This is a genomic window from Streptomyces sp. CA-251387, assembly GCF_050936625.1.
Classification (GTDB): Bacteria; Actinomycetota; Actinomycetes; order Streptomycetales; family Streptomycetaceae; genus Streptomyces.
Map to the genome: position 1 here is coordinate 6,212,796 of NZ_JBNJMJ010000001.1, position 12,105 is coordinate 6,224,900.

At 71.3% G+C, this 12,105-nt stretch carries 11 protein-coding genes; 6 read left to right on the forward strand and 5 right to left on the reverse strand.

Features of this window, described 5'->3' with window-relative positions; genetic code table 11:
• Positions 1-153 precede the first annotated feature (153 nt).
• The 5 genes from sigE to ACQEV2_RS27980 all read left to right on the forward strand — a co-directional run bounded on the left by sigE (position 154) and on the right by ACQEV2_RS27980 (position 6,103).
• The gene (sigE, locus tag ACQEV2_RS27960; RefSeq protein ID WP_433054832.1) at positions 154-852 is read left to right on the forward strand and encodes an RNA polymerase sigma factor SigE; all 699 of its coding nucleotides are present in this window, start codon (positions 154-156) and stop codon (positions 850-852) included.
• Positions 849-1,820 (forward strand): zf-HC2 domain-containing protein, encoded by a 972-nt coding sequence (locus tag ACQEV2_RS27965; RefSeq protein WP_433047139.1) that lies wholly within the window; start codon positions 849-851, stop codon positions 1,818-1,820. Before sigE ends, ACQEV2_RS27965 begins: the two co-directional genes overlap by 4 nt.
• A gap of 1,080 nt (positions 1,821-2,900) precedes the next feature.
• Positions 2,901-4,514, forward strand: coding sequence for a trypsin-like peptidase domain-containing protein (locus ACQEV2_RS27970; protein ID WP_433054835.1), 1,614 nt, complete (start codon positions 2,901-2,903; stop codon positions 4,512-4,514).
• Positions 4,515-4,747: 233 nt separating this feature from the next.
• Positions 4,748-5,197: a sec-independent translocase gene (locus tag ACQEV2_RS27975; protein ID WP_433047142.1), complete on the forward strand. Its 450-nt coding sequence runs from the start codon at positions 4,748-4,750 to the stop codon at positions 5,195-5,197.
• Between the two features lie 237 nt (positions 5,198-5,434).
• On the forward strand, positions 5,435-6,103 hold the full coding sequence (locus ACQEV2_RS27980; RefSeq protein ID WP_433047145.1) for a hypothetical protein: 669 nt from the start codon (positions 5,435-5,437) through the stop codon (positions 6,101-6,103).
• A 111-nt stretch (positions 6,104-6,214) separates the two neighbouring features.
• Here the strand turns inward: ACQEV2_RS27980 and ACQEV2_RS27985 are convergent, their stop codons facing one another.
• The 3 genes from ACQEV2_RS27985 to ACQEV2_RS27995 are packed head-to-tail and all read right to left on the reverse strand — an operon-like array spanning position 6,215 to position 9,288.
• Positions 6,215-7,348 carry an Mrp/NBP35 family ATP-binding protein gene (locus tag ACQEV2_RS27985; protein ID WP_433047148.1) on the reverse strand — a complete coding sequence of 378 codons (1,134 nt, stop codon included), beginning with the start codon at positions 7,346-7,348 and terminating at the stop codon, positions 6,215-6,217.
• Between the two features lie 43 nt (positions 7,349-7,391).
• Positions 7,392-8,003 (reverse strand): DUF1003 domain-containing protein, encoded by a 612-nt coding sequence (locus ACQEV2_RS27990; protein ID WP_433047151.1) that lies wholly within the window; start codon positions 8,001-8,003, stop codon positions 7,392-7,394.
• On the reverse strand, positions 7,993-9,288 hold the full coding sequence (locus ACQEV2_RS27995) for a magnesium transporter MgtE N-terminal domain-containing protein (protein ID WP_433047154.1): 1,296 nt from the start codon (positions 9,286-9,288) through the stop codon (positions 7,993-7,995). Before ACQEV2_RS27995 ends, ACQEV2_RS27990 begins: the two co-directional genes overlap by 11 nt.
• 222 nt (positions 9,289-9,510) lie before the next feature.
• On the opposite strand from ACQEV2_RS27995, the gene ACQEV2_RS28000 reads away from it, so the two are divergent.
• Positions 9,511-10,263 (forward strand): hypothetical protein, encoded by a 753-nt coding sequence (locus tag ACQEV2_RS28000; RefSeq protein ID WP_433047157.1) that lies wholly within the window; start codon positions 9,511-9,513, stop codon positions 10,261-10,263.
• Positions 10,264-10,342: 79 nt separating this feature from the next.
• On the opposite strand, the gene ACQEV2_RS28005 is transcribed toward ACQEV2_RS28000, so the two are convergent.
• Positions 10,343-10,855 (reverse strand): hypothetical protein, encoded by a 513-nt coding sequence (locus tag ACQEV2_RS28005; protein ID WP_433047160.1) that lies wholly within the window; start codon positions 10,853-10,855, stop codon positions 10,343-10,345.
• Between the two features lie 41 nt (positions 10,856-10,896).
• Positions 10,897-12,012 (reverse strand): magnesium and cobalt transport protein CorA, encoded by a 1,116-nt coding sequence (locus tag ACQEV2_RS28010; protein ID WP_433047163.1) that lies wholly within the window; start codon positions 12,010-12,012, stop codon positions 10,897-10,899.
• Positions 12,013-12,105 lie beyond the last annotated feature (93 nt).

The window sequence follows — 12,105 nt, forward strand, 5'->3', positions numbered from 1 at the left end:
CTGACGCAGGCCCACCAGCCGTATCAGCCCAGATCAAATTCTCGTAAAACCGCTTATCCGGAGCTAACGGGCGAGGTGGCTATGGTAGGGGCTCCACTGGACACCACCAGAGCCGACAGGGGAGGTGCGGCTGCGCCTGTGGATCGGGGAGGAGTGCTGCGGCGCTTCCTCGGATCGGCGGGCAGGCCGAAATCCGTGAACGACACCGCTGACCACAGCCACGCCGGCGACTACGCCCAGACCGCGACCTTCTCCACCGACGCGGACGGGCAGGCGTGGACTCCGCCCACCTGGGAGGAGATCGTCAGCACCCACAGCGGCCGCGTCTACCGGCTGGCGTACCGCCTCACCGGCAACCAGCACGATGCCGAGGACCTGACGCAAGAGGTCTTCGTCCGCGTCTTCCGCTCCCTGTCGACGTACACACCGGGCACCTTCGAGGGCTGGCTGCACCGCATCACCACGAACCTCTTCCTGGACATGGTCCGCCGCAAGCAGCGCATCCGCTTCGACGCGCTGGGCGATGACGCCGCCGAGCGGCTGCCCAGCAAGGAGCCCACGCCCCAGCAGGTCTTCAACGACGCGCACTTCGACGCGGACGTCCAGCAGGCCCTGGACACCCTCGCGCCCGAGTTCCGCGCCGCGGTCGTCCTGTGCGACATCGAAGGACTGTCGTACGAGGAGATCGCCGCGACCCTGGGCGTCAAGCTCGGCACGGTCCGCTCCCGTATCCACCGAGGCCGCTCGCAGTTGCGCAAGGCCCTCGCGCACCGCTCGCCGGAGGCGCGCGCCGAGCGCCGCTCCTTCGTGCCGCGTGTGCCCGCACTGGGGGGAGGGGGCGCGACCGCGTGAGTGGCTCCCGACCCGACCCCGCCGAACGGCTCCTGGCAGAGCAGCATCTGGGAGACCGACTCTCCGCCCTTGTCGACGGAGAGCTCGGTCATGAGACGCGCGAGCGTGTCCTGGCCCACCTGGCGACCTGCGCCAAGTGCAAGGCCGAGGCCGACGCCCAGCGCCGACTGAAGAACGTCTTCGCGGAGGCGGCCCCGCCGCCTCCCTCCGAGAGTTTCCTGGCCCGCCTTCAGGGCCTCCCCGGGGGAGGTGACCTGGACAGCGGCGGCTCGCCGCTGGGCGGGGGAGGATTCGGGGGACTGTCCGGGGGGCCGGGCGCCACCGGGGTGTTCGGAGTGAAGCGGGGCGACCGTTTCGAGTTCGGATACGTCCCGTCGCGTTCGCATGCCCCCGCGCTCCCCACCTCGGACCGCGGTTTCCGCACCCATCCCGTGGGCCGTCAGGACGCCGATCGCTCCGGGTCCTCCCGTATGCGGTTCGCGTTGGTCGCGGCGGGGGCGGTGTCTCTCGCGGCCATCTCACTGGGCGGCGTCACGGCTAGTGCGCCGACCGATGCCGAGGCGCGCGGCGGCTCGGGCGGCAGCAATGTGACACCGGCGCGGTCGCAGGGCACCGGGTCCGCGACGGCACCCGAGAACCAGCGCCGCCGCGCGGTCGGCCCGCTGCTCGCCCAGGGGCAGGGGCAGCGGACGCCGGCCACCCCGGCGGCGCCGACCGAGGTGTCGGCCCCCCTCCTGCCCGGGATGCCTGCGCAGCCCGCCGACCAGGAGATGCATACCCTGACGGCGCCCGTGGTGGCCGGCGCGGCCGCCATGTCGCCGCTGATACGCCCGCTCAGCGCGACCCCGCCGCTCACCCTCACCTCGTGGTCCACGGCCCCCGAGATCACGGCGACCCCCGACCTGCTCGCCGCACCCGTCCCCGACGCGACGTCATCTCCCTCCGTCTCGCCCGCCACCGGCCACTGACCCGACCTCTGCGCAGCGGCCCACGAACCTGATTGAATCCGGGGTGGGCCGCGCCCCGCCGACAGCCGGGCGCGGAGTCGATCAACTGCGGCCGCCGTTGACGCCGCGTGCCGGATGGGGGAGGTAGCACGAGGGCGCCGGTTTCCTGAGGGAACGTGAGCGCGACAGCGCAGAGTTGAGTAGGCGTTCGGGCGCCGGGGCGTTCCCGGTGGCGGCCTGCCGAGGAACCAGGGGTGGGAATCCGGCAGACCGGGTCCTCTTCGCGGGCTGTGGATCGGCCGCACGACGGTCCATCGGCCGCGGCTGCCCGGCCGCGCTCCGGCCGTGTCCTTTCGGATGCGGCGGAGAGAGCGAAGCGTCCTACTCGAGCAACGGTCAGCAGCGAGTAGGAAGCAGAGCATGAACGAGGGGAAGCCCGCGAAGGCGAAGTGGTGGAACCGGCCTCGGCCGCAGGAGCCCTCGGCCCGGGCGGAGGGCACCGAACCGACACCGGACGAGACGAGCGAGCCGACGGCGCCGGGCGCATCCGACCCGACCGGGCCCACGGCGCCGGGAGCCACCGGCGGGCCGGGCCTCGGTGACCACACGAACGGCGACTTCGAGTTGGCGCGTCCGGCCCTGCGCACGGGCGACGACGGGGCTTCCGCTGAGGGTGACACCGAGGGGGACTTCGAGCTACGTCGGCCTGGTGCGGGCGGCGGCGGTCGTGCCGGGGCTTCGGCTGAGGGCGACTTCGAACTGCGGGGGCCTGGTGCCGACGGCGGTGACAGTGACGCCGGCGCTTCGGCCGAGGGTGACACCGAGAGGGACTTCGAGCTTCGCCGGCCTGCTGTGGGCGGCATCGGTGGAGACGAGGCGTCCGCCGAGGGCGACTTCGAGCTGGCGCGTCCGGGCGCGGTGCCTGCGGCTGCCCCGCCAGCGCCCGCCGTCGAACGCCCCAAGCCCCTGCACGACCCCGACCCCTACAGCACCCCGCCCTACGGCGAACCGGGCCCCTGGGCGCCCGCTCCGCCGGTCCAGCACCCGGCGACCACGCCCGCGCACGGCACGGCCGTACCGATGCCCCCACCGGCGCACGGCATGATCGCATCCACTCCCGCTCTCCCCGCCCCGACGCCCGGCGCGTCGGCCGCAGCACACGGCACGCCCGTGCCGTCGGCAGCCTCGGCCCCGACAGCCGGCGTACCCGCTCCGGTACCGACCCCGCCTCCTGGCGCTCCCGTCCCGGCGACACCCCCCGGTACCCCCGCCCAGGCGCCATCCCACGGCATCCCCGCCCAGGCACCCCCGTCGACAGCCAACACCCTTGCCCAGCCCACCCCAGCCCACGGCACCCCAGCCCACGGCACTCCGGCCCACGGCACTCCCACCCACGGCACTCCCACCCACGGCACCCCGGCCCACGGCACCCCCGCCCAAGCCGCACCCCTCCAAGCCACCCCCGCCCAAGCCACCCCCACCTACGCAGACACCCCACCCCCCACCAACCCCTGGCAGAACTACGACCCCTGGGCCTCCACCCCCCACCCCACAGCCCCCCTCCAGCAGAACGGCGCTGGGGTCGCCACCGAGCGGCAGCGGCGTAGGCGGGCCAGGAAGGTGCTGATCGTCGGTGCTCTGCTGATCGCGCTCGTCTCCGGTGGCGTCGGCGGTGTCGTGGGGGCGCAGCTGGAGCGCAACGGCGGTGTGGGGGACGTGGAGCTGCCGCAGGCCGAGGCCGAGCCCACCGGGCGGGCGCCGGACAGTGTCGCCGGGATCGCCGCTCGGGCCCTGCCCAGCGTCGTGACGCTGCATGTGAGCGGGAGCGAGGAGCAGGGCACCGGGACGGGGTTCGTGCTCGACGACCGCGGCCACATCCTCACCAACAACCACGTCGTCGAACCCGCGGGCGACGACGGCGAGATATCGGTGACCTTCCACAGCGGTGACACCGCCAAGGCCACCGTCGTCGGACGTGACAGCGGCTACGACCTCGCCGTCGTCAAGGTCACCGGCGTCAGCGGCCTGAAACCCCTGCCGCTCGGCAACTCCGACAACGTCCAGGTCGGCGACCCCGTCATCGCGATCGGCGCCCCGTTCGACCTGGAGGGCACCGTCACCTCCGGCATCATCAGCGCCAAGGAGCGGCCCATAACGGCCGGCGGCGAGAGCGGCGACGGGAGTGACGTGTCGTATGTGGACGCGTTGCAGACCGACGCGCCCATCAATCCCGGCAACTCCGGCGGCCCCCTCCTCGACGCCCGGGCCCGGGTCATCGGCATCAACTCGGCGATACGGTCGGCCGACAGCGGCTCGGACCTCGACAGCGGCCAGTCCGGCTCCATCGGCCTCGGCTTCGCCATCCCGGTCAACCAGGCCAAGCGGGTCGCCGAGGAGCTGATCAACACGGGAAAGGCGACCCACCCGGTCATCGGCGTCACCCTCGACATGGACTACAGCGGCGACGGCGCCCGCGTCGGCACCAAGGGCAGCGACGGCGGCCCCGCCGTCACGCAGGGCGGCCCCGGCGACAAGGCCGGCATCAAGCCGGGCGACGTCATCACCGAGGTCGACGGCCAGCGCGTCCACTCCGGCGAGGAACTCATCGTCAAGACCCGCGCCCACCGGCCCGGCGACCGTCTGGAGCTGACCCTGGAGCGCGGCGGCAAGAAGATCACCATCTCGCTGACGCTCGGCTATTCCAGCGGTGACTGAGACTCAGCGGGGAGTCAGACTCACAGAAAGCTCACAGCGCAGCCCGTGTGGCGGACCCGCACGGGCTCTGACATGGCAAACAACGCGGAAAACCGCACACGCACCCGCACTCGGAGGCCTCGGGACAGTACCGGTCGTAGCGGATCGCCGGGTACCGTGGATCCGGCCCGGACCGCGGTAGACCCACAGCCGACCCGAGGGCCGGGGACCGAGGACATCGCAAGGAGCTTCAGGTGTTCAATGACATAGGACCGCTCGAGCTGGTGACGCTCGTCGTCCTTGCCGTGCTCATCTTCGGTCCGGACAAGCTCCCGAAGATGATCCAGGACGTCACACGGACGATCCGCAAGATCCGCGAGTTCTCGGAGAGCGCCAAGCAGGACATCCGGCAGGAACTCGGCCCGGAGTTCAAGGACTTCGAGTTCGAGGACCTCAACCCCAAGACGTTCATCCGCAAGCAGCTGGACAACGACGACCTGGGGCTCAAGGAGATCCGCAACGGCTTCGACCTGAAGAAGGAGATGGCCGAGGTCACCGACGCCGTCCACGGCCGCGACTCGGAGTCGTCGGCCTCCTCTTCGTCGTCCTCCGCCTCGGGTTCCTCCGGCGGCAGCGTCGACATGACGAAGAAGCCCGAGAATGCCCGCGACGAGCGTCCGCCCTACGACGCCGACGCCACCTGAGCCGTACGAACACGGAAGCGAACACCGTTCATACGTGACGCTTCTCATACTCCGCCCGGGTCGCACGCGGCCTGAACCCGCCCCCTGCGCGCCCCACGCGCCGGGCGCTTTCCCTGCAGCTTTGTGCGGTGTGGTTATGCTGCCGAGTTGTTGTGCGGACCGTACCTGAACAGGTAGCGCCGCCCGAAGGGGGGCGGGCCGGGCTGGTCCGGCGAGAGCGAGGAGGCGTCCGGGCACATGGAGACGACGAGTCAGACGACGAGTCGGGCAGTCGCGCAGGCACCGGTCACGGAGAACGGACAGCAGGTCCCCTCCGCCCGGCGCACGGTCGACGGCTACCTGCTGGCGCCCTTCCCGTGGTACGGCCTCGACGAGGCCTTCACGGGGCCGCGCTGGCTGATGCAGGTCGGTACAGCGGCCGACGGGGCCGTGGAACACGGGTCGATCGGGCACGGTGACGAGCCCTCCGTACGGAACGAGGCGTCGGAGGACCGGGAGAAGTTCGCGGTCGTGGTGACCGTCGCGGCGAATCCGTCCCGGAGGAGCGCCGACGGTACGGGGCTGCTGGAGGCCACGTCGGTGTCCTCGGCGGCCTGGCTCGCGGGTGTGGGGCTGCTGTCGTTCACGTGGCCCGGACAGATGGACCACTCCCTGCGCGACGACTGGCTGGAGCAGCAGACGGAGACCGCGTGGGCGCTGGCCGACGATCTGGACGGGCCTGACTGGTCGACGCTGTCCCTTCCGGTGGACGGCGTGCCGACGCCCTTCCATTACCGCGAGTCCGAGTTCGGGTGGGTGCTGGCCGGCTCGACTCAGGAGGGGGTGCACGTGGGGGCGTACGGGAGAGGCATGAGCGCGTACGGGCTGGGCTTCGCCATGATCAAGGACATCTCCGCGTACGCATGACAAAGGGGCGCCGTGCGTAATGCGGCGCCCCTTCGCCGTAGGGCTTTGGGCCGTCTCGCGGCTGCGGATCGTGTGTGGTTGCTCGCGCAGTCCCCGCACCCCTAGGGCGTCTTAGAACTTGTTCCTTGGAGTGATACCCAGCGACATCCCCGACAGGCCCCGCTGCCGTCCCCCCAACTTCCCCGCGATCGCTCGCAGCGCGGACCCCGCCGGGGAGTCCGGATCCGTCAGGACCACCGGCTTGCCCTCGTCGCCGCCCTCGCGGAGGCGGACGTCGATGGGGATGTTGCCGAGGACCGGGACGTTCGTGCCGGTCGTGCGGGTGAGGCCGTCCGCCACGACCTGGCCGCCGCCTGTGCCGAAGACGTCGACCATCTCGCCGCAGTGCGGGCAGGGCAGGCCGGACATGTTCTCGACCACGCCGACGATCTTCTGGTGGGTCTGGACGGCGATGGAGCCCGCGCGCTCGGCGACCTCGGCGGCCGCCTGCTGCGGGGTCGTCACGACCAGGATCTCGGCGTTCGGGACCAGCTGGGCCACGGAGATCGCGATGTCGCCGGTGCCGGGCGGGAGGTCCAGGAGCAGGACGTCCAGGTCGCCCCAGTACACGTCCGCCAGGAACTGCTGAAGGGCACGGTGGAGCATCGGGCCACGCCACACCACCGGCGCGTTGCCCGGCGTGAACATGCCGATGGAGATCACCTTCACGCCGTTCGCGGACGGCGGCATGATCATGTTCTCGACCTGGGTCGGGCGGCCGTCCGCGCCCAGCATGCGCGGCACGCTGTGGCCGTAGATGTCGGCGTCGACGACGCCCACCTTGAGGCCGTCGGCCGCCATCGCCGCCGCCAGGTTGACCGTGACGGAGGACTTGCCGACGCCGCCCTTGCCGGAGGCCACCGCGTACACACGGGTGAGCGAGCCCGGCTTGGCGAAGGGGACCTCGCGCTCGGCCTGGCCGCCGCGCAGGGCGTTGGCCAGCTCCTTGCGCTGCTCGTCGCTCATGACGTCGAGCGTGACGTCGACGCGGGTGACGCCCTCTACCCGGGAGACCGCGTCCGTCACACGCTGCGTGATCGTCTCGCGCATCGGGCAGCCGGAGACCGTCAGGTACACGGTGACCGCGACCGCTCCGTCCGCCCCGATGTCGACCGACTTGACCATCCCGAGCTCGGTGATGGGGCGGTTGATCTCGGGGTCGTTCACCGTCGCCAGTGCTTCGCGCACCGCGTCTTCCGTAGCCATAAGGACGATGGTACGGCCCGGTAGCCTTGCCCCGGAAAGCCTGTCAGCGGTCTTCTACGTCACGTCCGCGCGACCGTTCTGCCGGGAATACTCCGCGCTCCTGGTGGCCGTCCACGCGGTGGCCGTTCTGCCGCTCCTCCAGCTCCTTCATCAGGTCCTGCAGCTCCGAGCGCATCCAGTCGCGGGTGGCGACCTCCCCGAGCCCGATGCGCAGGGCGGCGATCTCGCGGGTCAGGTACTCGGTGTCGGCGATGGACCGCTCGTTCTGCTTGCGGTCCTGTTCGAGGTTGACCCGGTCACGGTCGTCCTGCCGGTTCTGCGCGAGCAGGATCAGCGGGGCGGCGTACGAGGCCTGCAGGGACAGGACCAGGGTCAGGAAGATGAACGGGTACTCGTCCCAGCGCAGGTCGCTCGGGGCTGCGATGTTCCACAGCACCCACACGATGATCACGACCGTCATCCAGACGAGGAACCGCCCGGTGCCGATGAAGCGGGCGATGCGCTCCGACAGCCGCCCGAAGGCCTCCGGGTCCCACTCCGGCAGGATCCGGCGGCGCGGCGGACGGGGCTGATCGAGGCGCGTGCGGGGCGCCCGGGTGGCCGCGGTGGCGCCCGACACCATGCGCTCGCGTGCGCCCTCGCGCTCAGGAGCCATGCGCCGTCACCCCCTGGCCGGCGTCCTCGTCCAGGTGGAACTCCGTCTCCCGCCAGTCCTCGGGCAGCATGTGGTCCAGTACGTCGTCCACGGTCACCACGCCCAGCAGGGACCCGGACTCGTCGACGACGGGCGCCGCGACCATGTCGTACGTCGCGAAGAACCCGGCGACGACCGGCAGCGCGGCGTCCGGCGCCAGGGCTTCCAGGGCCTCGTCGACGAGCGAGCTGACCAGGGTGTACGGCGGGTCGCGCAGCAGGCGCTGGAAGTGGACCGTGCCGAGGTACTTGCCGGTCGGCGTCTCGTCGGGCGGGCGGCAGACGTAGACCTGGGCGGCGAGGGCGGGGGAGAGATCCGGGTTGCGGACCCGGGCCAGCGCGTCGGCGACGGTCGCGTCCGGCCGTAGGACGATCGGCTCGGTCGTCATCAGGCCGCCCGCCGTGTGCTCCTCGTACGCCATCAGGCGCCGCATGTCGGCCGCGTCGCCGGGCTGCATCAGGCTCAGCAGCCGCTCCTGCTCCTCCGTGGGCAGCTCGCCGAGCAGGTCGGCGGCGTCGTCCGGGTCCATGGCCTCCAGGACGTCCGCGGCGCGTTCCTCCTGCAGCTTGCCGAGGATCTCGATCTGGTCGTCCTCGGGGAGCTCTTCGAGTACGTCGGCGAGGCGGTCGTCGTCGAGGGCGGCGGCGACCTCGGCGCGGCGCTTGGGGGAGAGGTGGTGCAGGACGTTGGCGAGGTCGGCGGGGCGCAGCTGCTCGAAGGTGGCGAGCAGGCTCTCGGCGCCCTGTCCCTGCTCCTCCAGGGTGAAGCCGGTGACGGCGGACCACTCGACGGTCAGCGACTCGCCCTTGGCGCGCCGGAAGGCGCCGCTTCTGCCGCCCTTGCGTACGAACACCTTGTCGATCTCCCAGTCCCGGCGGGCCGGGAGCTGCTGCACCGACAGATCGAGGACGGTGACGTCCTCGCCGGTCTCGACGAGCCTGACGCGCCGGTCGAGGAGCTCGCCGAAGACGAGGCGCTCGGTGGGGCGCTGCTCGAAGCGGCGGACGTTGAGCACGCCGGTGGTGATGACCTGGCCGGACTCGATGCTGGTCACCCGGGTCATGGGCAGGAAGATGCGGCGCCGGGTGGAGAGTTCGACGACGAGGCCGAGCAGCCGCGGGGGGCGTCGGCCGACGCGCAGCATGACGACCAGATCTCTGACGCGGCCCACCTGGTCGCCGTTCGGGTCGAAGGCGGCGACGCCGGCGAGGTGCGAGACGAAGATCCGGGGAGCGCCGGCTGCCATGGCTGAGGCTCCTTTGTGTGCGGGGTGTGCCGTGTTTCTGGTGCGGCTCCGCGGACGGTGCCGCATTTCCGAATTGCCCGCTCGGGTGGGCTTCAGGCTAGCCCGTCCTGATCCGATACGCCCTGGTGAGCGGTCCGGACGGACTGGCTCCGCCGGGGCCGTGCGGCCCCGGTACGCTGCGGTACGCCGCTCAGGTCCCACGACAGAAAGGCAGCCCCACCTGTGACTGCGATTCCCCAGGGGCGTAAGCGCCGGGCCGCGCTGGTGAGCGCCGTGTGCGCCCTGGTCGTGTCCGGAACGGGGCTGACCGGATGCAGTGAGGACCCCGACGAGGGCACCAACGGGGTCGGCAAGCTGCCGGCCGCCGAGATCCAGCGCAAGACCCGTACCGCCGCGGACTCCGCCGAGGCGGTGCGCCTGTCCGGGAACGTGGTGACCAGCGGGCGCACCTACGAACTCGACATGCAGCTGAAGACGGACGGGGCGACGGGGTCGGTGACCGTACAGGGGGCGACCTTCCAGCTGCTGCGGATCGGTGAGCAGCTGTATCTGAAGGCCGGCGCCGACTTCTGGAGCGATGCGGACGGGCAGAGCGGCGGCAAGGCGGACGCGGCGGCCGCGGACAAGCTGGGCGGCAAGTATGTGAAGGTGCCGCAGGCCGATCCGTCGTACAAGAAGTTCAGCGGCTTCACGGAGAAGGACGTCCTCCTCGAGGGCCTGCTGACCCTGCACGGCACGCTGGCCACCGACGGCCACCACGAGCAGGCGGGCATCCGCACCATCCGCATCACCGGCGACAAGGGCTCCGGCGGCACCCTGGACGTCTCCCTGGAGGGAACCCCGTACCCCCTCCGCCTGACCCGGGCGGGCGGCGCGGGCACCTTGACCTTCTCCTCCTGGGGCAAGGACTTCCCCCTGGAGAAACCGGCCAAGGACGAGACGGTGGACTACGGCAAGCAGCTGCCGACGTCGTAGGCGGCGGCCGGCGGATCCCTCCGGCAGTCGGCCCCAGCCTCCGGCGCCGCGGCCCCCGGACGGCCCTTCCCGGCCCCGGCTACTTCCGCCTGCGCCGCTTCATCAGCAACCGCGGCAGGCCCGCCGGAATCGGCTGCCGTGTCGTCGCCGGCGTCGGCAAGGGGGCCTCGGCCAGGGAGGCCTCCGGCAGCGGGGCCGTCGCGCCCGTCGGCTCCAGGCGGAGTACGCGGCATTCACGTGCCCAGCGCTGCGGCATCGCCTCGCCGTCGGGCGCGTTCAGGCGCTTGCCCTTGAGTTCGGCGACCGCGGCGTCCCACTGCTCGGACCCCGCCGCGAGCTCCACGACCTTCGCCGACCACGAGACCAGCCGGCCGCCCTTGTCCTTGCTGCGGACCGTCACCTCGGCCTCGGCCCCGTCGGCCAGCCCGGGCAGCGGCTGCTCGCCCGGACCGTCGCCCACGACACACGCGGCACCCTCGTGCCAGACGTGCCACAGCGCCCGGGCCGGGTGACCAGGCCCCTTGACCCAGATGAGGCCGGACTTCTTGGTGGCCTCCTCGACGAGGGCCTGGTCGAGCAGCTCGCTAGTCATGGCGCAAGCCTATCCAGCCCGGTCGGGCGTGCCAGGGCCGGTCAGAGCCAGCCGTTCCGCTTCAGCGTGCGATGGATGCCGACGCAGATCATCGCCGTGATCCCGAGCACCATCGGGTACCCGAACTTCCAGCGCAGCTCCGGCATGTAGTCGAAGTTCATCCCGTACACACCGCACACCATCGTCGGTACGGCGATGATCGCGGCCCAGGAGGTGATCTTCCGCATGTCCTCGTTCTGCGCGACGGACGCCTGCGCCAGGTTGGCCTGGAGGATCGAGTTCAGCAGCTCGTCGAAGCCCATCACCTGCTCCTGCACGCGGGCCAGGTGGTCGGCGACGTCCCGGAAGTACTTCTGGATGTCCGGGTCGATCAGCCGCATCGGCCGCTCGCTCAGCAGCTGCATGGGACGCAGGAGGGGCGACACCGCCCGCTTGAACTCCAGGACCTCGCGCTTGAGTTGGTAGATCCGCCCCGCGTCCGTACCGCGCGGCGAGCCCTTCCGGCCCGGCGAGAAGACCTCCGTCTCCACCTCGTCGATGTCGTCCTGCACCGCGTCGGCGACCGCGATGTACCCGTCGACGACATGGTCGGCGATCGCGTGCAGCACGGCCGAGGGGCCCTTGGAGAGCAGCTCGGGGTCGTCCTGCAGCCGGTGCCGCAGTGCCCGCAGCGACCCCTGCCCGCCGTGTCGGACGGTGATGAAGAAGTCCCGCCCGGTGAAGCACATGACCTCGCCGGTCTCGACGATCTCGCTGTTGGCGGTGAGCTCGTCGTGCTCGACGTAGTGAATGGTCTTGAAGACGGTGAAGAGCGAGTCGTCGTAGCGCTCCAGCTTCGGGCGCTGGTGGGCCTGGACCGCGTCCTCGACGGCCAGCGGGTGCAGCCCGAACTCACTGGCGATACCGGAGAATTCGGCCTCGGTCGGCTCGTGCAGACCGATCCACACGAACCCGCCGTCACGCCGCACCTGGCGCATCGCCTCGTGCGGGGTCAGGGGCTTCGCGCTCTCGACACGGGCGCCGTTCCGGTAGACGGCGCAGTCGACGACGGCGGAGGGCGTCGAGGGGTCGCGGGTGGTGTCGTACGTGCCGTTGTCCTTGCGCAGCGAGACGCGGGACGGCCGGACGACGGCACGCAGGTCGCGGATCATCGACATGAGCAGGCTCCTTCGCAACGGGCAACGAAGCGTGAAGGGCCGCGGCCCGGGTGGAACTGCCCGGAATGGGGACGTCCTGACCTCAGGATGTTT

What these genes read in the sequence shown, in the direction of transcription:
- ACQEV2_RS27970 (WP_433054835.1), top strand. Translation starts at nt 2,901, where the DNA reads ATGATCGCATCCACTCCCGCTCTCCCCGCCCCGACGCCCGGCGCGTCG.
- ACQEV2_RS27980 (WP_433047145.1), top strand. Translation starts at nt 5,435, where the DNA reads ATGGAGACGACGAGTCAGACGACGAGTCGGGCAGTCGCGCAGGCACCG.
- ACQEV2_RS27985 (WP_433047148.1), bottom strand. Translation starts at nt 7,348, where the DNA reads ATGGCTACGGAAGACGCGGTGCGCGAAGCACTGGCGACGGTGAACGAC.
- ACQEV2_RS27990 (WP_433047151.1), bottom strand. Translation starts at nt 8,003, where the DNA reads ATGGCTCCTGAGCGCGAGGGCGCACGCGAGCGCATGGTGTCGGGCGCC.
- ACQEV2_RS27995 (WP_433047154.1), bottom strand. Translation starts at nt 9,288, where the DNA reads ATGGCAGCCGGCGCTCCCCGGATCTTCGTCTCGCACCTCGCCGGCGTC.
- ACQEV2_RS28005 (WP_433047160.1), bottom strand. Translation starts at nt 10,855, where the DNA reads ATGACTAGCGAGCTGCTCGACCAGGCCCTCGTCGAGGAGGCCACCAAG.
- ACQEV2_RS28010 (WP_433047163.1), bottom strand. Translation starts at nt 12,012, where the DNA reads ATGTCGATGATCCGCGACCTGCGTGCCGTCGTCCGGCCGTCCCGCGTC.